Genomic DNA, 22,460 nt, shown 5'->3' on the forward strand with positions numbered 1-22,460 from the left:
CATGTTGTGCTGACATTGGCGCCACTTGAGGCGGCTCGCAGCGGCTAATTCCCGGTCACCAGGGCAGCTCCTCACCATTGCTGTGCCAGAAGGACCCGGTATTCTCCAGGTTAAGCCCCTCAATGCGCGCAGCCAGGCCTTTGGCGGATTCTTCCGGCGTAATCAGACCGCCAAAGTTCACCATGCGGGTCTTCACGTAGCCTGGATGCAGCTGTGCCACTGCGATCCCGTGGGGCTTCAGATCCATGGCGAGGGATTTGCCAAAGGCGTTCAATGCCGCTTTTGAAGCGCGGTACCCGTAGCGCCCACCGGAATCGTTGTCCGCAATAGAGCCCATGCGGCTGGTGATGTTGGCAATCTTGCCGCCGGAAGGGATCTGCGACACCAACGCCTCGGCAACCCTCAACGGCGCGTAGGCATTGATTTCCATCTGGGTGCGGATGGAATCGAAATCGATGCTGCCCAGCTTTTCATCCTGCAGCAGGCCGGCGTTGTTGATCAGCAGATCGATGGTTTGCCCGGCCAGCTCTTCGGTGAGCTTCCGGATGCCTGCGTCAGTCGTGACGTCAACGCCATCGATCACCCTGGCTGCAACCTCCTCAAGCTCGCTGGAGGATTGCCGACAAACGCCGATCACCGCCCAGCCTTCGGCGGCATAATGGCGGGCAAGCTCCAGGCCGATGCCGCGATTGGCGCCGGTAATAATTACAGTTTTGTTGTCTGGCATGGAAACCTCCTTTGCTTTGGTAAAGACTTACGGATACGAAAAAAACAGGGTGAAGTTCAACACCTGACGCCACCGGGGGCAGATAAACACGATGATTACCGATGACCAATGGATTGGGCAAATCTATCAGCAACAGTCGCGCCGGGTGCTCTCCACCCTGATCCGGTTGCTCGGTGACTTCTCACTCGCTGAGGAGTCCATGCAGGAGGCATTCGCTGCCGCCGTGCGACAATGGCCCGCCGAAGGCATACCAGAGAATCCGACGGCCTGGCTCATTCGCACCGGTCATCGCCGGGGTATTGACCAGATTCGACGGGCCCGGACCGCACACAGCTATGCCCACTTCGTCAGTGAGTCGTACCCGGATGTCACGGAACCTAATGAACAGACCATCGATGATGATCAGCTCCGGCTGCTGTTTACCTGCTGCCACCCGGCACTGTCCCTGGAGGCGCGGATCGCCCTTACACTGCGTGAGATGTGTGGACTGACCACCGAGCAGGTTGCCAGTGGGCTCTTGCAGAAACCGGCGACTCTGGCCCAGCGGATCGTGCGCGCCAAGCGGAAGATTCGTGATGCCGGCATCCCCTATGAAGTGCCCGAGTCGCGAGAATTGCCCGAGAGACTGCCCGGCGTTCTTCGGGTTATCTATCTGGTATTCAATGAAGGCTATTCCCGTAGCGATGGCGACGACATGCTCGACGCTCACCTGTCGGCGGAGGCCATTCGCCTGGCTGAGGTATTGGCGAGACTGCTTCCTGAAGGCGAAGTGTTCGGTTTGCTCGCGCTGATGCTGATGCAGAATTCAAGACAGACAGCGAGGCAGGATGAGGATGGCAATCTGATCACTCTGGAAAAGCAGGATCGCTCACTGTGGGACCGGGCCAGTATAGACTCAGGTTTTCAGTGGCTGGAGGCCGCTCTGGCCCGCACACCCACCGGGCCTTACACCCTTCAGGCTTCAATAGCAGCTGTCCATGCCGCTGCTGAGGAAGCAGGCAAAACAGACTGGGCCCGAATAGTGCGTCTTTACGATGCGCTCTATAAGCAGCAGCCATCTCCGGTGATTGCGCTCAACCGCGCGGTGGCCATTGCCATGAGAGACACTCCGGCGGATGGTCTGAGACACCTCGAAGTGCTTATGAGCCAGAAGGCCATGGCTGACTACCACCTGTTCCACGCTGCGCGCGCAGACCTGCTGCGTCGGGAAGGCCATATAGAAGAGGCGAGACAGTCCTACGAGCGTGCTCTCGCACTCGTATCCCAGGGGCCCGAGCGGCGATTTCTGGAGCGCAGACTGGCGGAGCTTACGGAATCCTCCTGATTTTTCCTTGCCCTGTCGATTTTCGGCTGCGCCATACGACTTCCTATCAGGAACACCACACAAAACGGAGGAGCGCCCATGAAATACGTAGCCCTGGTGTATTACCAGGAAAGCATTATCAACGCCATGACAGAACAGGAATGGCACGATCTCAACCAGGAATGTGTGGCTGGGGTGGAACGGTTGACCCAACTGGGCAACTTCATTACTGGCCAGCCACTCCATCCGGTGGACACCGCAACAACAGTACGAGTCCGTGACAACGAAGTGTTGGTTTCCGATGGTCCGTTCGCCGAGACCAAGGAACAGCTGGCTGGCTTCTACCTGCTGGAGGCGCATGATCTGAACGAGGCTGTGCAGCTCGCCAGCCGGATCCCGCCGGCCCGCTTTGGCAGCATCGAAGTGCGGCCGGCGAGGGAACTGCCCCCAAAAGATCGAAGACGAGAAACCCCATGAGCTATGTCGACGGGTTGGTTGCAGCTGTACCAACCGTCAACAAGGAGGAACACACCGAGTACGCCGGCGATGACACCCTTCCTGGCGGACATGACGTGCACGGTAACGGTATCGGGACAGTTTCCTGTTGAGCAGAGCGGGAGCAACCAGTAACCTGCTGTTCAGACACTATAGCCCCGGGGCCCCATGACGCCTGATTCCCACCAGCTCCCAGACAAAGCCAGCCCCGGGCAGAACCCGCAGCCGCCGTCAGAAACAACTGAGCGGGTCACCGAGCTGATTCACCGTGTGGCCAAAAAAGACCGCCAGGCCTTCGCCCTGCTCTACCAGGCTACTGCCCCGAAACTTCTGGGCACCGTGGTACGTATCCTCAAAGACAGAGGCTGGGCAGAAGATGTTCTTCAGGACAGTTACCTGAAGATCTGGCAGAAGGCCGAGCAGTTTGATTACGGCAAGTCCTCGCCGATCACCTGGCTGGTGTCAATTGCCCGGAACAGCGCCATTGATGAGCTACGCAAACACCCTGTCGGACGTACCACAACCAGTGACGAACTGGACGAAATGGCGGGCAGGCAGGCAACGGCCCAGGAACAACTGGAAGACCAACGAGCGGAAAATCAACTGAATCACTGCATCGACCAACTGGAAAAAGACCGCCAGGACATGGTACGCCTCGCCTACCTCAATGGCTGGTCCCGGGAAGAACTGGCAAGCCAGTTCGAGCAGCCGGTGAACACGGTGAAAACCTGGCTACACCGCGCCCTGAAACAGATCAAAAGGTGCCTGGAATCATGACAGAACGTGACGACCTGGACATGCTGGTTGCAGAGTTCGTTCTGGGCACCTTGCCAGCCTCGGAACGGCAGTATGTTGAAACCCGGCGCCGCGAGGATCCCGAGGTGGAGGCCCTGATTCTGCAATGGCAAGAGCGGCTGGGGAGACTGGCTGATGAAACCGAGCCCGTGGAACCTTCCCCGGACATGTTCTCGAGAATCGAAAACGCTCTGGATCGCCTTGAATCGACGCCCCGTGAGGCTGCCAGTGCACCCACGGTGGTGGCACTGCGCAGTCAGCTGAACCGCTGGCGCTGGAGTACTGCAATTGCTTCGGCCGCAGCCCTCGTACTGGTCGCAATTCTGGCGTTCCAGCCGGCCCCGACGCCAGAGCCGCAATCCTTTGTGGCGGTGTTCCAGCACAACGACGAGCAGCCGGCATTCCTGCTTACTGTCGACCTGAAACAGCGCCAGCTCAATATCCGCCCGGTGACCGCCGAGCCCCGGCCTGGCAAATCCTATCAGCTGTGGATCAAGGCTGACGAGCTGGGCCCGCAACCACAGTCGGTCGGCGTGCTGAGCAACGATTTCAAACTTGATGAAGGGGCGCTGAGCAACTACGACCCGGCTCTGCTCAAAGAAGCCACGTTCGGCATCAGCGTTGAACCCGAAGGTGGCTCACCGACTGGCCAACCAACCGGCCCGGCGATTCACGGATATCTCTACCCCACCACCGAGCGCACCCCCTAGCCGGGGCCATCAAAAAAATCAGACGTGCCTGAAACTTTGCGAATAAGTGCCCGTAGCTGCTGTTAACCCGTCCAAAACTGATTGAACGGACGGGCAACACTGACAGCAAGGAGAACACAATGAACAAGCACGCAAAAACGTCTGCACTTATGGCTGCACTGCTTTCCGGCGCTTTCATGACCGGTTCCGCACTGGCGGGTGAACACAAAGCCGGGGTCTGGGCCAACGATCAGTCAGTTGCCAACGGCGTTGTTTCGGCCGGAAAAGTGGTTGCCGAACAGAATGGCTGGCTGGTGGTGCACCGCACGGACCGAGCCATGAAGCCCGGCCCGGTGGTGGGTCATGCGCCCTTGCGCAAAGGCATGAACATGGACGTAGCGGCCATCCTGAGCGACGAGGTGAGGTCCGGCGGCATGCTGATGCTCATGGTTCACAGCGAAGACGGCGGCATGAAGACCGGTGCCTTTGAATACACATTGGGTGCCAAGGAAGACGGCCCGATCAAGAAGGATGGAAAATTGGTGATGACAACCATTACGGCAAAATAGTCGCTGACATCATTGCTGGCTGCGACGTATCCAGCGTACGCAGCCAGCACTGCTGAAAACACAAATGGACAAGCATTCACTCACAACATTCCAGCAGTCGCTTTGCATGCTCCCGTAAGGCATCTTTAAGACCGGCAGGATTGAGGATGGTAAACCGGAACGGGAGCTGCAACCGGCAAGCTCTGGGTATATTCGATGAGGAGGTTCCATGCTCTGCTTCTGCTACGGCTCCAACATGTCACAACAGAGACTCCAGGCCCGGGTTCCCTCTGCCCGGTTTGTGGCCGTGGCAGAGCTACCCTCCCATCGACTTCGCTTCCATAAATCCGCCGGGGATGGCTCCGCCAAATGCGACGCAGAGGAAACCGGCAATCCGGCCGATCGGGTGACTGGTGTGGTTTACGAGATTGCCGATGCAGAAAAGGCTGACCTTGACCGACATGAGGCATTGGGATTTGGCTACGATGAAAAGCAGGTAGAGCTGCGAACCGAGAGAGGCGGACTTCAGGCCTGGATGTATTTCGCCACGCGCATCAATAAGGCATTAAAACCCTTTCATTGGTACAAAGACCACGTCCTCATCGGCGCCCGGGAAAACGGGCTACCGGCCGGGTACATTGCGCAGATCGAAGCCGTTGAGTCCATCGACGATCCCAAACCTGAACGGCATGAACGCGAACTATCTATTTACAGTCATTCCAGGGCCAGCCGGTGACTCAAACCCCCAACCGGTCACGCAATGCATAATACCAGGCACCCATTGCCGTCAAAGGTACCCGGAAGGTCCGGCCTCCCGGAAACGGGTAATGCGGCAGGCTGGCGAACGCATCGAACCGTTCGGCTTGGCCCTGAACGGCCATGGCCAGCGCCCTGCCCGCCACGTGGGTAAATGTGACGCCGTGCCCGGAGCAACCCTGGGAGTAAAACACGTTGTCCTGCAGGCGGCCCATTTGCGGCAGCCGGGACAGGGTGAGCAGGAAATTCCCGGTCCAGGCGTAGTCTATTCTGACTCCCGCCAGCTCCGGGAAGGTTTTCAGCATGTGAGGGCGGATCAGCCGTTCGATATTGGCCGGATCACGGGCACCGTAGGTCACACCGCCGCCATAGATCAGGCGCTTGTCGCCGGAGAGGCGGAAGTAGTCCAGCAGGTAGTTGCAGTCTTCCACGCAGTTATCTTCTGGCAGCAGTCGTTTGGCAGTGGCTTCGTCCAGTGGTTCCGTGGTAATGATCTGTGAACCGCAGGGCATGGATTTGGCGTCCAGTTCAGGTACCAGCCCGCCCAGGTAGGCGTTGCCCGCCAGCACTACGAACTGCGCCCTCACCTCTCCTTCTCTGGTTTTCACGGTTGCCGGCTGGCCGGGAAGAATCTGCGTGACTTCCGAATGTTCGTGGATCACCCCACCCCGGGACTCCAACGCAGCCGCTTCGCCCAGCGCCAGGTTCAGTGGATGGATGTGGCCGCCCGTGTGGTCGATGGCTCCGCCCACGTAGCGGTCGGTGCCGACTCGGGCGCGGATGGCTTTTTCGTCCAGCAATTCCAGCTTGTCATACCCGAACCGCCGCCACAGGCCCTGCTGGGCTTCGAGATGTTTGAGTTGGTGCGCGTTCATGGCGGCAAAAATGCCACCCTCTTTCAAATCACACTTTATGCTGTAATCCCGCACCCTCCTCCGGATAATCTGGCTGCCTTCAAAGGCCATCTCCGCCAGCAGGCGCAGATGGTCCGGCGTGGTCTGGCGCTCAATGGTGTCCAAGTCCCGACTGAAACTGTTAACGATCTGGCCACCGTTCCGGCCGGAGGCACCCCAGCCCACGGTCGCCGCTTCCAGCACCACCACCCGGAAACCGGCTTCAGCCAGAAACAACGCGGTGGACAGACCGGTATAACCGGCACCCACCACGCACACATCAGCCTCACACTGGCCCTTCAGTGCAGGGCGTCTCGGCGCCGGATTGGCAGAAGCAGCATAATAGGAAGGAACCGTAGGGTACTGGGTCATAAGTTGGCGCCAAGCAGGGTGACAGACTGATCGGGTAACAATCAGACAGGCATTGGTGAGAGATAAAGAAACGGCACAAAACAGCGGCCGCCGAAGCAAGTCTATGCCAGGACCCGACATCCGTGAAGACACGTTCTTCTACCTATATCTGAGGCCGCGATTGGTTGTGCAAGTGCTGCTATGATTGGCCAATTCCCCTGCCTGCGAGACGGCCATGAATCAATCGACGCATTCCACCACACCCACTGACCAGGCCGGATGGCAGGCGATGGCAGATCAGCTCACTCTGGAGGGCCGGGCCTACATAAATGGCGCTTATCAGTGGGCCAGTAACAACGAGACATTCGTCTGCACTAGCCCGGTGAACGGCAGGGAACTGGCTCAAATCGCCAGTTGCGACCAGGCCGATGCCGAGCTTGCTGTTGCTGCTGCCAGGCAAGCCTTCGAAAACGGCATCTGGAGCCACCTTCCTCCCACCAGGCGCAAGGCCGTTCTGCTTCGTTTCGCAGACCTGATCGACGCCCATGGTGACGAACTCGCCCTGCTGGAAACTCTGGACATGGGCAAACCCATCGGCCATGCCCGGACCATCGATATACCGGCTACCGCACGCGCGATCCGCTGGACTGCAGAGGCCATCGACAAAGTGTATGGCGAACTGGCCGCTACACCCCACGACCAGATCGGCATGATTTCCCGGGAACCTATCGGTGTCGTTGCGGCCATCGTGCCCTGGAACTTCCCGATGATCATGGCCTCCTGGAAAATTGCACCGGCCCTGGCCGCCGGAAATTCGGTCATTCTCAAGCCCTCCGAGAAATCTCCGCTTACCGCCATTCGTCTGGCGGCACTGGCGCAGGAAGCAGGTATACCCGCTGGCGTGTTCAACGTGCTGCCCGGCTATGGCCACACCGTGGGCAAGGCCCTGGCCCTGCACATGGACGTTGATTGTCTGGTATTCACTGGCTCCACCAACGTGGCCAAGCAACTGATGATCTATGCAGGCCAGTCCAACATGAAACGGGTGTGGCTGGAGGCCGGCGGCAAGAGCCCCAACATCGTCTTTGCAGATGCACCGAACCTGAAAAAGGCCGCTGCCGAAGCCGCCAGTGCCATTGCCTTCAACCAGGGTGAAGTGTGCACCGCCGGCAGCCGGCTGTTGGTAGAGGAAAGCATCCGCGCCGAGTTCCTTGGCCTGATTCGTGAGGCTCTGACAACCTGGCGCCCCGGCCACCCCCTCGACCCGGCAACGACCTGTGGTGCGATTGTCGATCAGGCCCAACTGGACCGCATCATCGAGTATATCGGTATCGGCAAGTCCGAAGGGGCGACTCTGGTGGCGGGCGGCAAACAGGTGATGGAAGAGACCGGTGGCTTATTTGTTCAGCCTACGGTATTTGATGGGGTGAATAACCGGATGCGCATTGCATCAGAGGAAATCTTCGGGCCGGTGCTGTCGGTGATCGGTTTTAGCACTGCCGAGGAAGCCATAAACATTGCCAACGATTCCATTTATGGCCTGGCAGCGGCGGTGTGGACGTCCAACATCAACACCGCCCATAAGGTCGCCAAGGCGCTCAGAGCTGGCAGCGTCTGGATCAACCATTACGACGGCGGTGACATGACCGCGCCCTTTGGCGGGTTCAAGCAGTCCGGCAATGGCCGTGACAAGTCTCTGCACGCTTTCGATAAGTACACCGAAATCAAGGCCACCTGGCTGGTGATTGAATAGCCCCCTATATGAAAAGGCGCCTTGCAGGCGCCTTTGATCACTGCGGGTTGATCGTTTAAACCGTATGCAGATACCAGAGGTACTCGAGATCCGAGATCGTCATCTCGAACTCGTTCAGCTCGTGCTCCTTACAGGCCACGAACACATCCAGGAACTGGCTGCCGAGATAGTCCACCATTACGGTTGACTGCCCCAGCTCCCGCAGGGCATCCCGCAGGTTATTCACCAGCGTTGCTTCGTGCTGCTCGTGGGCATTGCCCACGGTCACCGGTGGCGGCTCAATCCTGTTGGAAATGCCGTAATGAATACCTGCCAGCACTGCGGCCATCAACAGATAGGGATTAGCATCAGCACCGGCAACACGGTGTTCAATCCGCAGTGCATCAGGATCTCCGCCCGGCAGGCGCAGTGACGCGGTGCGATTGTCCACACCCCAGGTTGCTGCGCTGGGCACGTAATATTCCGGGCTGAACCGGCGGTAGGAATTGATGTTGGGGCAGAACAACGCCATGGCATCATTCATGGTGGCGATCAGCCCACCCACCGCCCACCGCAGCATATCGTTGGGTTGTTCGGCATCGCCGGCGAAAATGTTGCGCCCTTCGCTGTCTACCAGACTTACATGCAGGTGCATACCACTGCCCGCCTGGCTGTGGTAGGGCTTCGCCATGAACGTGGTGTCCATCTCATGATCGTAAGCCATGTTCTTGATCAGGCGCTTGAGCAGAGTGGCATGGTCACAGGCGCGCACGGCGTCGTCCACGTAATGCAGGTTTACCTCAAACTGGCCAGGGGCGGATTCCGCCACCAGCGCATCGGCCGGCAATTCCTGCTCATGAGCCGCATCCAGAACATCCGCCAGGAATTCTGCATACTCATCCAGATCATCGATTGAATAGGCCTGGGTACCCGCCGGGCGTTTCCCCGAAATGGGCGACTTCGGAGGCTGTGGCCGGCCAGCGAGGTTCTCCTGATCAATCAGGTAGAACTCCAGCTCAAAGGCGGCAACCGGCGTCAGACCCAGTTCCTCAAAGCGCTTGACGATGTTCTGCAGCACCACGCGCGGATCTGCAAAAAACGGTGTTTCGCGATCCAGCTCATACATGGTCAGCAAGAGCTGGGCGGTGGGGCGTTTCTGCCAGGGCTCCATGGTGAGGGTGCTTTCAATGGGGAGGCAGACCCGGTCCGCTTCGCCGATATCCAGGCCCAGGCCGGTTTCCTCCACTGTGGTGCCCTGGATATTCAGGGCAAAGATGGACGCCGGCATGGCAACGCCGCGCTCAAACACCTTGGCCACCGCAGACGGGTCCACCCGCTTGCCACGAACAATGCCATTCATATCCGGAATCAGCAGATCAACGAACTGCAGTTCGGGGTGCGCCTGAAGGAACGCCTCAGCGCTCGCATAACCAGAACCCATAGGGAAAGCCTTCCACAAACTCTGACAGGCCTGTGGCGAGGGGGCCGGCACAGGGGGTCTTAACGCTCCTTTATCCAGTTTTTCGGAGCATTTTGCAAGATAGGCATATACCGTATCAGGCGGTGATTTTGGTATTTGCCATCGGAAGTGGGGGATGGGCTGTACTGGGCGGAAAAATCATAGAGGAAAGCTTCGATAGGATGTAAGGTTCATAGCTGTCATTGAACCCACATTCACTGTCGTTACAGGGAGAAAGCCCCCATGAAAGCCGCAGTCGGCCTATCAATATTTCTGATGGCGTTCAGCCTCAATAGCCGGGCTCAGGAGATCGATTACGATAAGCGCAACACGCATATTTTCTGCTCGTCCCACCTGGCAGTCATCAGTGAATCGTTCGACGGGAAAGGAAAGGAGCACCAGGCTCTGGCCTACCTGTCCAACATGCATCGCAATGAGGCCAGAAAATTGGGTGCCACGAAAAAGCACTTTGAAGACGTCACGGATTATCTGAAAGCAGTTCGCGGTAACAACAAGCAGAAATGGGACAGGCTTTCCTCCCGGAGCAAGAAGGTCTGCCTGCCCAACTCCTGATGTCGCACTAGCTTGTATGCCTTTTGCTCAGATACATGTTCGCGTCGGCCTTGCTCAGTAACTCCCGCGCCGTTGCCCCGTCTTCCGGGTACAACGCGGTGCCGATACTGCATGAAACATGAAAGGCCTTGCCTTCCAGGTTCATCGGCAATGACATGAGTTCACGAAACTTGGCTACCGCTGTCTCGATCGAGGCACGGCCATGAACATCGGTCAGAAGCACCGTGAATTCGTCGCCCCCCATTCGGGCAACGGTGTCCGTCTCCCGCGTACAACCTTCCAGCCTGCGTGCCATTTCAATGAGCATCTGATCCCCTGTTTCGTGCCCTTTGGTATCGTTGATCTTTTTGAAGCCATTGAGGTCAAGGTACAACAACGCCAGCCGGCCTTCGTTCCTGGTGGCCGAACGCAGAGCAGTTTCCAGGCGGTCGTAGAACAATGAGCGGTTGGTCAAACCGGTCAGCGCGTCGTGGTGCGCCATGAACCGCAAGCGTTCTTCCGCCCGCTTGCGCTCAACGACCGTTGCAAGCTGGGTGGCTACAAACTGCAGCAGTTCCCGGTCCGCTTCACGGTAGCGAATACCCGGTAACGGGCTTTCTATAACCAGAGCACCAAGAACGGCATCCGGCGATATCAGGGGAACCCCCAGCCAATCCGCATCTTCGGGCTTTGGCGGGGTTATCAGGCCCATCCCCTGGTGCGCCGGATCGCGGGATGCCATGCAAGCCTGCCCCGTTCTGATAACCTCCGCAATGGCAGTTCCTGCATCTTTGGGCTTCTCTGTCCAATCATTTTCCTGGTTCGCGGACCAGTCCGGAATGCTGAGCACGCCTTTCTCAGCATCGTGGAATGCCAGGTACAGATCCGATTCCGGAAAAAGCTCGCCGATGACTTCACGCACACCATCGCAAAGGGCGCGGAGTGTTTCCGCCGCATGCGCGGCTTCGGAGATTCGATAAAGCGCGTTTCGTGTCTGGTCCGCCTGGCGCAACGCCGTAACATCCCGCGCCACGGCAATCCTTAACCGCTCCTCCTCCGACCATCGGGCTGACCACAGAATATGCACCACACTGCCATCTTTATGCAGATAGCGGTTTCTGAAATCGGTGTGGGATTTACCACTCATAACGCTGTTGGCTGCCGCGAGGGTGCGCTCCAGATCGTCGGGGTGAATATAATCCAGAATCCGAGTGCCGATCATCTCGTCGGCGGAATATCCAAGCAGGGGTTGGCAGGCGTCACTGACAAACACGATTTGCCCGAATTCATCGACCACGAACACCGTGTCGAGCAACAGGTGGATCAGCTTGGGATAGAGTGCCTTGAAATCGATGGTCACGAACCGTCTCCTTTCACACCCAATCGGTCCAGGTACAGGTGAAGGTCGGCCTCGCTCATATCTACATATTCCAGCACCCGCCCGTACAGCATGGCAGTGGGGACGTTACGGCCGTTCAGTTCCCGCTGGGTCTCATGAACAACATAGAGGACGATACGCTCGGTGCGCGTGAGGCCATCGCGGACATCCGGAATGACTTCCAGGAGGGTATTCAGGGAGTCTGGATCAGACATTGTGTACTCGGCGTAGAGATCGGACCGGTACATAGTAGCAGTCTGGCAGCGGCAGCCACAGAGGCACGCCGCTGCGTTTCATCCTCGTTCAGATCTGCTTGTAAACAACCTCCGACAGCCGGCTACGGTTGCCATCGGTATCCAGGGTGCGGATAGCGAAATACCAGGTACCTTCGGTGAGCTCGTCGACCAGCAATTGGTCCACAGAGGCATCGCCAATGGCCAGGCTCTGATCGAGGGTTTCTGCACTGGAACCGTAAACTACTTCGAAACCGGCGATCTCGCCCATGGCCAGGCTTTCACCGTTCTCCCGGGTCAGCGGCGCGGTCCAGCTCAACAAGGCCGCATTAACGGGAATGGTCTCTTCCGGGAGAGGCTCAGTAGCCGGCGGTTCAGTGGTTCCTGTCACTGTTCCGGAATCGACTACCGTGCCAGCGGTCGTGTCGCTGTCCGCGTTCACATCTGCAATGGTCTTGAAGCGCTGTACATTGCGGTTCTCAACCACCGCCAGTTTCTGGCTGATGATGCTTGAGTCTATGGTTAACTGGAGCTCGGAGGCCTGCAGTGCAGCAGCAGAAACAAGGTCCGCGAGTGCTACGTTAGTGCCATCACCCATTTCGCTGATCTGGCCCGTGGCACTGACCTGAGAGGTGAGGTTGTCCAGTACATCAGAAATGGAGTTCCACTGAACATTGTCGTTGACCAGAGCCAGGAAAGCGGCGTTAGCGATAGCGACCTGAATCGCGTCAGCGGAAACACCGGTCATGTTGTCAAGCTGGGTCACATCCGGCGGAGTGAGACGGAGCGCCCCGGCCGGAAGCCCAAACCAGTCTTCCACCGTTGTGTAGGCACTGGAGAGCGCATTCGGCGAAAGCCCGTTGGCACTTCGTTCCGCCAGGGTAACGGCCAGGTGCGTCAACGGAGTCAGGTTGACGGTTTCCATACTCAGATCGCCGGCGCCGCGAAGGCTGAAGTTGCTATCCAGTGCCATTGGCTGACCAAAGGCAACGGGCGCCGAGCCGGCTTGATCACACTGGGGAACAACGTCGCAGATCATGCGGGTGCTGCCATCGGCCTGGAGCTCCACCAGGGCCCAGCCTTCCGCCTTGCCACGAAGCTGCCATTCGTAACTGCCATCTTCAGCCGTACGCACGGGCTTTGCGGCCTGACGTTGCGGAGCGTAATTGCCGTCTTTATCCGCAATCAGGCGGTTGGCGACGACAAGGCCTTGCTGGATAACGCCCTTCATGGCGGCACCGGCAATCTGCACTGTTGGCTCGGTTGCGCCCTGGGATTGCGCCGATGTAGTGCTGTCATCAGTCGAAATGTCGAGACCACAGCCCGAAAGCAGAGCAACCGCCGGTAACATAAGCAGTCCTTGCTTCGAAAATTTCTTGCCGCGATATGACATCTTTTACACCATTTTATTGACGAATTCGGGCAGATCATACAGCGGCGATTTTCAGTGATATGCGGCTTGGTTCCGGATTTAACCGGCTGAATTCGTCAGGAAATTGGCGGTTACGGAGGGATACACCTTGAGATGGAAGGTTACATGGCAAGAGGGCTGAAATTTTCGGTTAACATTTTGTTTTGGCTAACCTTACTGAGACCTGGCCCCACCGTTGGACAACCCTGGGGCCAGCTGCCCGCAGAAGATGATTACAAATTAAAACAACGGTAATCCGGCACGGATAAGCACAACCACCCATTCCTGCATTCAAAATTTTTATAGCGCGTCGGGAGTTCTCATGCTAAATATCGGCCGAATACGGTAGGCTCCCCACCGCCGTTTCCAGGACAAGCCTCAAAGGAGTTGCCCCAAGGCGACCTTCCCTCAGCAGACCTGCACAACACCGCGTGCGTCCTGCACGTTTTGTATTAATCCCTTTTCAGTGAGGGAATTCAGCCAATGTTCAAGTTGTGTAAGCCACAGGCGCTGGCCGCCTCTGTTGCATTGTCTCTGTGTGCCTCTTCCGCTTTTGCCGCTGGAGAAGTACGTGTCTACAACTGGTCCGATTACATCGCCGAGGACACTCTGGCGAAGTTCACGGAAGAAACCGGCATCAAGGTGATCTACGACGTTTACGACAGTAACGAGATCCTGGAGGCCGCCCTGCTGTCCGGCCGTTCCGGCTATGACCTTGTTGTGCCCTCCAACCATTACGTCGCCAAGCAGATCTCTGCCAAGGCATTCGTGCCGCTGGATCACAGCAAACTGCCCAACATGGCGAACCTTAACCCGGATCTGATGGACGACCTCGAAAAGGTTGACCCGGGTAGCCAGTTCGCACTGCCCTACCTCTGGGGCACCAACGGCTATGGCTATAACGAAGGTCGCATCCGGGAAATCCTGGGTGACGACGCCCCCACCGATTCCTGGGCACTGGTGTTTGATCCGGAAGTAACCGGCAAACTGGCGGCGGGCGGTTGTGGCATTGCCATGCTGGATTCGGGTGAAGAAATGGTTCGTGCGGCCATGGCCTACACCGGCCTGGATCCGAACAGCAACAACGCTGACGACATCAAGAAAGGCGGCGAGGTGATCAAGGCGGTCCGTCCGAACATTACCTACTTCCACTCATCCCGCTACATTGGCGACCTGGCCAACGGTGACCTGTGCGTGGCCGCCGGGTACTCCGGCGACATCCTGCAGGCCGCAGCCCGCGCCGAAGAAGCCGGGAACGGCAACGTGATCCGCTACACCATTCCCAAAGAGGGTGCGGTGCTGTGGTTCGATATGATGACCATTCCGGCGGGCGCCCCTAACGTGGAAAACGCCCACAAGCTGATGAACTTCCTGATGCGTCCGGATATCATCGCAGACATCACCAACTACGTGTGGTACGCCAACCCCAACAAACCGGCCAACGAGTTCGTGGACCCGGAAATCCTGGGCGATACCAGCATCTACCCCACGGATGAGGTGATGAAGAAGCTGTATATCATGGAAGGCCGGCCCCAGGACGCTCAGCGCCTGATGACCCGTACCTGGACCAACGTGAAATCCGGTCGTTAAAAGGTGGAAAACGACAACAACACCTCCGCGCGAGCGGAGGTGTTACTCAGCATTCAGGGCATTTCCAAAAGCTTTGACGGTACGCTGGCGGTAGACAATGTCAGTCTGAACATCCACAGGGGCGAGATCTTCGCCCTGTTGGGCGGTTCCGGTTCGGGCAAGTCGACGTTGCTGCGCATGCTGGCAGGCTTTGAATCACCCAATGCCGGGCTCGTCATGCTGGATGGCCAGGACATTACTGCCCTGCCCCCGTACCTGCGCCCGACCAACATGATGTTCCAGTCCTACGCCCTGTTCCCTCATATGACGGTGGAACAGAACATCGCCTTGGGCCTGAAGCAGGATAAGCTGAGAAAAGACGAAATCCGGGATCGGGTGGCGGCCATGCTCAGGCTGGTCAAGATGGAACCCTACGCCAGACGCAAGCCACAGCAGCTGTCAGGCGGACAGCAGCAGCGCGTCGCCCTGGCCCGATCCCTTGCCAAGCGCCCTAAACTGCTGCTTCTGGACGAGCCCATGGGCGCGCTGGACAAGAAGCTGCGCACCGAAATGCAGCTGGAACTGGTGGAGATTCTGGAGAACGTGGGCGCCACCTGCCTGATGGTCACCCACGACCAGGAAGAAGCCATGACCATGGCCAGCCGGATTGCCATCATGGCCCAGGGCCGCATTGCCCAGATAGGCTCCCCCGTTGATATCTACGAAAGCCCGAACAGCCGCATGACGGCCGAGTTCATCGGTTCAGTGAATATCTTCGAAGCTAACATTCACGAAGACGAGGCCGACAGCGTTACGTTGACCAGTGATCTGTTGGACGCGCCGGTGTTCATTGACCGGGGGGTAAGCACCCCGGCGGAATCCACTGAAACCCTGATTGCCCTGCGGCCCGAGAAAATCTATCTGACCCCGGACAAGCCGGATGGCGAACACAACTGGAGCTGCGGCACGGTGGACAACATTGCTTATCTGGGCGACATCACCTCTTACTACGTGAAACTGGCGAGCGGCAAGCGTGTGCAGGCAACCATGGCGAACGTGGAGCGCCGCGGTGAGCGGCCCACCTGGGGTGACAGGGTGTTTGTATCCTGGGAAGCCTCCAGCCCCATTCTGCTCTGGAACTGAAACCATGAATCAGAAACGGCTTTCTGCCCTTCTGATCGAGCGGGTGCGTGCGCTGCTGTTCCATCGCCGGGTGGTGTTCGGCATTCCCTTCCTGTGGCTGTTGCTCTTCTTCCTCCTGCCTTTTGCGCTAGTGCTGAAGATCAGCCTGACCTCGGCGGTGATGGCCATCCCCCCATACGAGCCGGTTTTCCGGTGGATGGACAACACCCTCTCAGTGGTGGTGAACGTCGGAAACTATCTGTTCCTGATGTCAGACAGCCTGTATGTCGCCGCTTACTGGGGCTCGGTGAAAACCGCCTTTATAGCAACCGTGGCATGTTTGCTCATTGGCTACCCCATGGCTTATGCCATGGCCCGGGCGCCGAAGCACTGGCAACTGGTGTTGCTGCTGATGGTAATGCTGCCCTCCTGGACCTCCTTCCTGATCCGGGTCTATGCCTGGATGGGCATTCTCGGAAACCAGGGCCTGCTCAACACCTTTCTGATGTGGCTGGGATTGATTGAAGAACCTCTTAAGATGCTTAACACCAACTTCGCAGTGGTGCTGGGCATTGTCTATGCCTATCTGCCGTTCATGGTGCTGCCCATCTACACCAACCTGGTGAAGCTGGACGTGCGCCTGCTGGAAGCGGCCTCCGACCTCGGCTGCCGCAACATAACTACCTTCTGGACGATCACTCTGCCGCTGTCAAAGGCCGGCATTCTGGCCGGCTCCATGCTGGTCTTTATTCCGGCGGTGGGCGAGTTCGTGATTCCGGAACTGCTGGGCGGGCCGGATACCCTGATGATCGGAAAGGTCTTGTGGGAGGAGTTCTTCAACAACCGCGACTGGCCAGTAGCCTCGGCTCTGGCGATCGTGATGCTGGCGCTGCTGCTGGTACCCATCGTGCTGTTCCACCGGTTCCAGGCGCGGGAGATGGAAAAGCATGGTTAAATCCCGCCTATTCAGCTTTTCCAAAATCATGCTGGCGCTAGGCCTGGTGTTCTTGTACTTGCCGATGTTTGTACTGATCGTGTATTCGTTCAATGCGTCCCGGCTGGTCTCGGTGTGGGCCGGGTTTTCCACTCACTGGTATGGCGAGCTGCTCCGTGATGAGCAGATTCTGTCTGCGGTGTGGATGAGCCTGCGAATTGCCTTTTATTCCGCCAGCATGGCGATGTGTCTGGGTACCCTGTGTGCATTCGTAATAACCCGTTTCAAAAACATGCGCGGCCGCACCCTGCTATCGAGCATGATTACGGCGCCGCTGGTGATGCCCGAGGTGATCACCGGCCTGTCGCTGTTGCTGTTGTTTGTCCAGATGGCCCAAACCATTGGCTGGCCCACCGATCGTGGCATGGCGACTATCTGGATTGCCCATACCACCTTCTGCAGTGCCTATGTGGCGGTTGTGGTGTCAGCCCGCTTGCAGGAAGTGGATCGTTCCATTGAAGAGGCGGCCATGGATCTGGGCTGCACGCCCCTGAAAACCTTCTTTGTCATCACCCTGCCGGTGATTGCCCCGGCGCTGGTGTCGGGATGGCTGCTTGCCTTTACCCTGTCCCTGGATGATCTGGTGATTGCCAGCTTCGTGTCCGGCCCGGGCGCCACAACCTTGCCCATGGTGGTGTTCTCATCGGTTCGGATGGGGGTTTCCCCGAAAATTAACGCGCTGGCTGCGCTGATCATTCTGACCGTTTCCCTGATCGCGTTTATTGCCTGGTATCTGATGCGCAGGGCCGAACGCAAACGGCAACAGCCGGGCTGAAACAATGGAGACCATTAATGCGCCGGTCGACGGAACAAAAACAACAACGGCATAGTCCGCAGGGTCATCCAGGCCATGATCTGAAAATCATTCAGGTAACCGATCGAACAAAAACCACCGAGTACCTTTTAAGCTTTGCTATATTTTTTAGAGTTGCGGCCGGGTATTGAGTGAAAACGGCGCCCACCATGGATGGACACTTTTATGAATCCGCTTATTTCCGCTCGTTTTCTGTTTGCTATCAGCGTCACTGTCTTTTTGATTTCCGGGTGCAACTCAGGCCCGGAAGTACAAAGCATCAGCAAGGCGCCAGGCATTTCCGAAGCACCACAGAACCTTCTGGTCCTGGCCGTCAGTTCCAAAGAGCATAACCGGGCAATCATGGAGGCTGCGTTGGTGTCGCGCCTTGAATCTGCTGGATATAACGCGAAACAGTATGGCCCTGCTCCCTCGTTGCCCTGGGAGGACCCAACAGCACTTCGTGAGAAAGTGAAAGAGAGATTACAGACTCTGGATGCAGACGGGGTTTTAACGGTCTCGCTGGTGCGAAAAACCCGACAAGTTGCGCATGTCCCGAACCAGGTTGTTTTTAACCCCGTGACGACAAGTATGGGCACCCTGGCTTCCGTCACCTATATGGAAGCCATGACCATTCCCGCTCATTACGAGGAGTCCACCGAATACATTCTGCGGACAACACTGTTTGAGGCTGAATCAGGCCAGGCCATCTGGCAGATGTTTTCCCGCACCGTTAATCCGGAATCGCTGGAACAGGCAACCAGAGATTTTTCTCGGGCCGTTGTGCGAGAACTTCGAAAGTCCTTTAACAAATGAGCCAACGTATGACCATTCCCAAGGTTACCAAATTTGCTTCAGTGATTATGGGGCTGTCCCTGGCTGGCTGCTCTGCCCAGAACACTCTCTCGCTGGGTGTCGACGACCCCTGCGCCTCGCTCAAAGGTATCATCGCCGACTACCCTTCAGGGTTTGAGCAATACCGAGGCAGCGCCAGCGATTTCAGATCCGTTACGGTCTACTCCGCGACGGAACAGATCATACGAGGGCACTGTGAAATATGGGCCTGGGCGAATAACGACAGCGCCTATGTCTGTTCCGGCAATACACCTGATGACGAAGTTGCCACCACAAGATATGACGCGGCTGTCACATGGATGGACAACTGCCTTGGCGATGGCTGGCAAGCTCAGGAAAGCGAGAGAATACGGGATGGCGAAAACGCCGGAATGGTGACCAGATTCCGCTCTTTGGAGGCAGAAATGCCGAATGTGTCTGTCCACAAGGTGGCTTTTCGCCGCGATTCTGCGGTTTATGTTTACGTAGGAACACCAAGCCGGTTGGCCGAGTTCTAGAACGCAGGCTATTTTCCTGAAGCTCGATTGAAAAGGGCCACCCTCAGAGGTGGCCCTTTTCTTTTCCTCAGACAGGGCTGAATCAGCCCAGATTCTTCTTTACGAACTTCTGGATCTCACCAACGATACCGCTGCGGAACGCCAGTACCGTCAGCACAAAGATACCACCAAGAATCGGGTCTACCCAATCCCGCAGCGGACCCTGGGAGAGCTGATACTCGATATTAACCACGAAGGTTGCGCCCACAACGGGCCCGAGCAGGGTGCCCATGCCGCCTACCAGGGTCATCAGGATGACTTCACCGGACATGTGCCAGTGGGCGTCATTCAGGGAAGCCAACTGGAACACCACCGATTTCAGGGAGCCGGCAAGTCCTGCCAGCGCCGCCGAGATGACAAAGGCCAACACCTTGTAGCGATTTACGTTATAGCCCAGTGATATGGCCCGGGGCTCGTTCTGTTTTATCGCCTTTAACACCTGGCCGTAGGGGCTGCTTACAATCCGCTGGACCAGGAGATAGCAACCGAGGAACACTGCCAACACGAAATAATACAGGTTGTAATTGTCCGAGAGATCAACGAGACCAAACAGATGGCCCCTGGGAATACCATGCATCCCGTCTTCCCCGCCTGTGAATTCCGACTGGACCAGGAAAAAGAACACAAGCTGGGACAGCGCAAGGGTAACCATCGCAAAGTAGATCCCCTGCCGGCGAATCGATAACAGCGCGAACCCCAGGCCTAGCACTGTGGCTGCGGCGGTACCGGCGATAATGCCCATTTCAGTCGTCAGGCCGGAAAAGTTGCTCAGCAGATAACCGGTGGTGTAACCCCCTGTAGCAAGGAAAGCCGCATGGCCGAAAGACAGCAGGCCGGTAAAACCGAACAGCAGGTTAAAGGCCACTGCAAACAGTGCAAAACAAAGGATCTTCATCAGGAACACCGGATACATGACAAACGGTGCTGCGAGCAGAAGCAGCAGCAGAACACCGTTCAGTATCATCTTCTTCCGGTTGTCCGCGCTCTGCTGTTCCAGAATGGCCTTTTGGATATCGGTCTGATTGACAGGCTGAGTCATGGTTACGCCTCCTTACCAAACAAGCCACTGGGGCGGAACATCAGAACGATCACCATGACCAGGAAGATCACCGCGGATGAAGCAGGCGGATAGAAGGTCTTGGTCAGGCCTTCAATGACACCCATAAGAATGCCAGTGATAATCGCGCCACCGATGGAACCCATACCACCGATAACCACCACCGCAAAGACGGTTATAAGGATGTGAGACCCCATCACCGGCGTTACCGAATAGATGGGCGCAGCAAGAACCCCGGCGAACGCAGCTAGCATTACGCCAAAGCCATAGGTAAGGCTGACCAGTAACGGCACGTTGATACCAAACCCCTGCATCAGCTGTGAATCTTCGGTTCCGGCCCGCAGGTAGGCCCCAAGTTTGGTTTTTTCGATCATGTACCAGGTGCCGAAACAGACCAGCAACGCCATCACGATAACCCAGAGCCGGTAATAGGGCAGGAACATGAACCCAAGTTTCATTCCACCCTGGAACACGTCAGGCATAGCATAACGGAGCCCGGAAACCCCGTAGATATTCGTTAGCACCCCGCCTAAAAGCAGAGCTACACCAAAGGTGAGCAAGAGGCTGTAGATGTGATCCTGCCCCGCAATCCTCCGCAGCAGGAAGTATTCGATCAGCACACCGACCGCTCCCACCAGCAAGGGGGCAAGGAAAAGCGCGACCCAGTAATTGACGCCGAGGCTATCAAAGAGGATGACCGTGGACATGGCGCCCAGCATGTACATCGCACCATGGGCAAAGTTAATGATCTTGAGCAGGCCAAAGATAACTGCCAAGCCGAGGCTCAAGAGCGCATAAAACGCGCCATTAATGACCCCGATCAGAAGCTGACCAGCCAGCACAGCAAGGGGGACACCGAAAATCATGGACATGTTGCTCACTCCAAAAGCAGCGCAAACGTGATACCGGGGATCATCGTTGCGAGTTCCCGGGGCTGCCCGACCGGAAGGAAGGGAGCCCCGAAGATTACGCTCTTCTCTTTATTTGCTGGTTACCAGCGGGCACTTGCTCTCGGAGAGCGGGCGATAGGCTTCGTCTGCCGGGATAGTGCGGAGGATTTTGTAGAGATCCCACTCACCTGTGGACTCCTCTGGAGTTTTGACCTCTGCCAGGTACATGTCATGCACCATGCGGCCGTCGACACGAATCTTGCCGTTTTTGGCAAACATATCGTTGATCGGGGTATCCATCATTTGCTTGCGTACAGTCTGGGCGTCGTCGGAGCCGGTGGCTTCAACGGCTTTCAGGTACTGCATGGCGCTTGAGTAGATACCGGCGTGAACCATAGTCGGGCGCACACCGGTTTCTTCCATGAAGCGATCCGACCAGGCACGGGTCTCATCGTTCATGTCCCAGTACCAGCCAGTAGTCAGCTGGATACCCTGGGCTGCGTCTGCGCCCAATGCATGCACATCTGTCAGGAACAGCAACAGAGCTGCCAGGGTCTGTCCGGACTGGGTGACACCAAACTCACTGGCGGTGTTGATGGCGTTGGTGGTATCCGCACCGGCATTCGCCAGGGCGACCACATCGGCACCGGACGCCTGAGCCTGCAAAATAAAGGAGGAAAAGTCAGGTGTCGGGAACGGGTGCCGCAGGGTGCCGATGACTTCGCCACCGTTGGCCTCAACAACGCGGGTTACGTCTGCTTCCAGGGCGTGACCAAAGGCATAATCCGCAGTGAGGATATACCAGGTTTTGCCGCCTTCTTTGACCACCGCACTGGCGGTACCGTTCGCCAGTGGATATGTGTCGTACACATAGTGGATATGGTTAGGCGTGCAGTGCTCGTTGGTAATGCTGGAGGCTGCAGAGCCGGAAATGATACCCAGCTTGTCATTCTCTTCAAGAATGTCGCTCACCGCGATAGAAACTGAGGAAGCCACAAGACCGGCAACCAGATCGACGTTCTCATTCTCGACCCAGCGGCGCACTGTGCTGGAGGCCACATCCGGGCTGTTGCGGTCATCCGCGCTTACCACTTCGATTTTGGCACCGTTCACTTTTCCGCCGAAATCGGCAATGGCCATTTCCAGAGCCTTCATGCCATTAGGCCCGGCGAGATCACGATAGGTACCGGACATATCGGCCAGATAGCCAATTTTGACGGTGTCATTTGAAACGGCCGCCTGGGCGCCACCCACCATCATGGCTGTTGCAACGGCTGTTGTCAGAAGCTTTTTCATCATTGTCATTGTTGTTTCTCCGCTAC

24 protein-coding genes are annotated in these 22,460 nt (G+C 57.3%); 15 read left to right on the forward strand and 9 right to left on the reverse strand.

Annotated features, from left to right (window positions below; all coding sequences use genetic code 11):
* Positions 1–55: 55 nt before the first annotated feature.
* Positions 56–727: an SDR family oxidoreductase gene (locus ACN0XM_RS04625; RefSeq protein ID WP_417565746.1), complete on the reverse strand. Its 672-nt coding sequence runs from the start codon at positions 725–727 to the stop codon at positions 56–58.
* A 91-nt stretch (positions 728–818) separates the two neighbouring features.
* Here ACN0XM_RS04625 and ACN0XM_RS04630 point away from each other — a divergent pair, with 91 nt between their 5' ends.
* From ACN0XM_RS04630 to ACN0XM_RS04660, 7 genes are all read left to right on the forward strand, one after another.
* Positions 819–2,051, forward strand: a complete 1,233-nt coding sequence (locus tag ACN0XM_RS04630; protein ID WP_417565747.1) for an RNA polymerase sigma factor — start codon at positions 819–821, stop codon at positions 2,049–2,051.
* A 78-nt stretch (positions 2,052–2,129) separates the two neighbouring features.
* Positions 2,130–2,507 carry a YciI family protein gene (locus ACN0XM_RS04635; RefSeq protein ID WP_417565748.1) on the forward strand — a complete coding sequence of 126 codons (378 nt, stop codon included), beginning with the start codon at positions 2,130–2,132 and terminating at the stop codon, positions 2,505–2,507.
* Entirely contained in the window at positions 2,504–2,638 is a 135-nt protein-coding gene (locus ACN0XM_RS04640; protein WP_417565749.1) for a hypothetical protein, read from the forward strand. Before ACN0XM_RS04635 ends, ACN0XM_RS04640 begins: the two co-directional genes overlap by 4 nt.
* 55 nt (positions 2,639–2,693) lie before the next feature.
* On the forward strand, positions 2,694–3,302 hold the full coding sequence (locus ACN0XM_RS04645; RefSeq protein WP_417565750.1) for a sigma-70 family RNA polymerase sigma factor: 609 nt from the start codon (positions 2,694–2,696) through the stop codon (positions 3,300–3,302).
* Positions 3,299–4,030, forward strand: a complete 732-nt coding sequence (locus tag ACN0XM_RS04650) for an anti-sigma factor domain-containing protein (RefSeq protein WP_417565751.1) — start codon at positions 3,299–3,301, stop codon at positions 4,028–4,030. The genes ACN0XM_RS04645 and ACN0XM_RS04650 overlap by 4 nt, the downstream gene beginning before the upstream one ends.
* Positions 4,031–4,149: 119 nt before the next feature.
* Positions 4,150–4,578: a hypothetical protein gene (locus ACN0XM_RS04655; protein ID WP_417565752.1), complete on the forward strand. Its 429-nt coding sequence runs from the start codon at positions 4,150–4,152 to the stop codon at positions 4,576–4,578.
* Between the two features lie 208 nt (positions 4,579–4,786).
* Positions 4,787–5,293 carry a gamma-glutamylcyclotransferase family protein gene (locus ACN0XM_RS04660; protein ID WP_417565753.1) on the forward strand — a complete coding sequence of 169 codons (507 nt, stop codon included), beginning with the start codon at positions 4,787–4,789 and terminating at the stop codon, positions 5,291–5,293.
* A 1-nt stretch (position 5,294) separates the two neighbouring features.
* Here ACN0XM_RS04660 and ACN0XM_RS04665 read toward each other — a convergent pair whose 3' ends face one another.
* A complete protein-coding gene (locus tag ACN0XM_RS04665) occupies positions 5,295–6,578 on the reverse strand; it encodes an NAD(P)/FAD-dependent oxidoreductase (RefSeq protein WP_417565754.1) in 1,284 nt (427 codons plus the stop codon).
* A gap of 268 nt (positions 6,579–6,846) precedes the next feature.
* Here ACN0XM_RS04665 and ACN0XM_RS04670 point away from each other — a divergent pair, with 268 nt between their 5' ends.
* Entirely contained in the window at positions 6,847–8,310 is a 1,464-nt protein-coding gene (locus tag ACN0XM_RS04670; RefSeq protein ID WP_417565755.1) for an aldehyde dehydrogenase, read from the forward strand.
* Between the two features lie 55 nt (positions 8,311–8,365).
* Here the strand turns inward: ACN0XM_RS04670 and ACN0XM_RS04675 are convergent, their stop codons facing one another.
* Complete coding sequence (locus tag ACN0XM_RS04675; RefSeq protein WP_417565756.1) at positions 8,366–9,730, reverse strand: glutamine synthetase family protein; 1,365 nt, start codon at positions 9,728–9,730, stop codon at positions 8,366–8,368.
* A gap of 261 nt (positions 9,731–9,991) precedes the next feature.
* Between ACN0XM_RS04675 and ACN0XM_RS04680 the strand changes: the two genes are divergently transcribed.
* Positions 9,992–10,321, forward strand: a complete 330-nt coding sequence (locus tag ACN0XM_RS04680) for a hypothetical protein (RefSeq protein WP_417565757.1) — start codon at positions 9,992–9,994, stop codon at positions 10,319–10,321.
* A gap of 7 nt (positions 10,322–10,328) precedes the next feature.
* Here ACN0XM_RS04680 and ACN0XM_RS04685 read toward each other — a convergent pair whose 3' ends face one another.
* Genes ACN0XM_RS04685 through ACN0XM_RS04695 form a run of 3 tightly spaced genes read right to left on the reverse strand, consistent with a single transcriptional unit; the run spans position 10,329 to position 13,262 of the window.
* Positions 10,329–11,660, reverse strand: coding sequence for a diguanylate cyclase domain-containing protein (locus ACN0XM_RS04685; RefSeq protein ID WP_417565758.1), 1,332 nt, complete (start codon positions 11,658–11,660; stop codon positions 10,329–10,331).
* On the reverse strand, positions 11,657–11,926 hold the full coding sequence (locus ACN0XM_RS04690) for a hypothetical protein (RefSeq protein ID WP_417565759.1): 270 nt from the start codon (positions 11,924–11,926) through the stop codon (positions 11,657–11,659). The genes ACN0XM_RS04685 and ACN0XM_RS04690 overlap by 4 nt, the downstream gene beginning before the upstream one ends.
* Positions 11,927–11,981: 55 nt before the next feature.
* The gene (locus ACN0XM_RS04695; protein WP_417565760.1) at positions 11,982–13,262 is read right to left on the reverse strand and encodes a hypothetical protein; all 1,281 of its coding nucleotides are present in this window, start codon (positions 13,260–13,262) and stop codon (positions 11,982–11,984) included.
* A 543-nt stretch (positions 13,263–13,805) separates the two neighbouring features.
* On the opposite strand from ACN0XM_RS04695, the gene ACN0XM_RS04700 reads away from it, so the two are divergent.
* The 6 genes from ACN0XM_RS04700 (at position 13,806) to ACN0XM_RS04725 (ending at position 19,152) form a co-directional block, all read left to right on the forward strand.
* Complete coding sequence (locus ACN0XM_RS04700; RefSeq protein ID WP_417565761.1) at positions 13,806–14,912, forward strand: polyamine ABC transporter substrate-binding protein; 1,107 nt, start codon at positions 13,806–13,808, stop codon at positions 14,910–14,912.
* Between the two features lie 3 nt (positions 14,913–14,915).
* Positions 14,916–16,034, forward strand: coding sequence for a polyamine ABC transporter ATP-binding protein (potA, locus tag ACN0XM_RS04705; RefSeq protein WP_417565762.1), 1,119 nt, complete (start codon positions 14,916–14,918; stop codon positions 16,032–16,034).
* A 4-nt stretch (positions 16,035–16,038) separates the two neighbouring features.
* Positions 16,039–16,968 carry an ABC transporter permease subunit gene (locus tag ACN0XM_RS04710; RefSeq protein WP_417565763.1) on the forward strand — a complete coding sequence of 310 codons (930 nt, stop codon included), beginning with the start codon at positions 16,039–16,041 and terminating at the stop codon, positions 16,966–16,968.
* Complete coding sequence (locus ACN0XM_RS04715) at positions 16,961–17,782, forward strand: ABC transporter permease subunit (protein WP_417565764.1); 822 nt, start codon at positions 16,961–16,963, stop codon at positions 17,780–17,782. The genes ACN0XM_RS04710 and ACN0XM_RS04715 overlap by 8 nt, the downstream gene beginning before the upstream one ends.
* A 204-nt stretch (positions 17,783–17,986) precedes the next feature.
* Positions 17,987–18,616, forward strand: coding sequence for a hypothetical protein (locus tag ACN0XM_RS04720; RefSeq protein ID WP_417565765.1), 630 nt, complete (start codon positions 17,987–17,989; stop codon positions 18,614–18,616).
* Positions 18,617–18,624: 8 nt separating this feature from the next.
* Positions 18,625–19,152: a hypothetical protein gene (locus ACN0XM_RS04725; RefSeq protein ID WP_417565766.1), complete on the forward strand. Its 528-nt coding sequence runs from the start codon at positions 18,625–18,627 to the stop codon at positions 19,150–19,152.
* Between the two features lie 82 nt (positions 19,153–19,234).
* On the opposite strand, the gene ACN0XM_RS04730 is transcribed toward ACN0XM_RS04725, so the two are convergent.
* The 3 genes from ACN0XM_RS04730 to ACN0XM_RS04740 all read right to left on the reverse strand — a co-directional run bounded on the left by ACN0XM_RS04730 (position 19,235) and on the right by ACN0XM_RS04740 (position 22,443).
* Positions 19,235–20,230, reverse strand: coding sequence for a branched-chain amino acid ABC transporter permease (locus ACN0XM_RS04730; protein WP_417565767.1), 996 nt, complete (start codon positions 20,228–20,230; stop codon positions 19,235–19,237).
* 2 nt (positions 20,231–20,232) lie between these two features.
* Positions 20,233–21,120 carry a branched-chain amino acid ABC transporter permease gene (locus tag ACN0XM_RS04735; RefSeq protein ID WP_417565768.1) on the reverse strand — a complete coding sequence of 296 codons (888 nt, stop codon included), beginning with the start codon at positions 21,118–21,120 and terminating at the stop codon, positions 20,233–20,235.
* A 108-nt stretch (positions 21,121–21,228) separates the two neighbouring features.
* Positions 21,229–22,443: an ABC transporter substrate-binding protein gene (locus ACN0XM_RS04740; RefSeq protein ID WP_417565769.1), complete on the reverse strand. Its 1,215-nt coding sequence runs from the start codon at positions 22,441–22,443 to the stop codon at positions 21,229–21,231.
* Positions 22,444–22,460 lie beyond the last annotated feature (17 nt).

The sequence above is a fragment of the Marinobacter sp. genome, assembly GCF_048269445.1.
Classification (GTDB): domain Bacteria; phylum Pseudomonadota; class Gammaproteobacteria; order Pseudomonadales; family Oleiphilaceae; genus Marinobacter.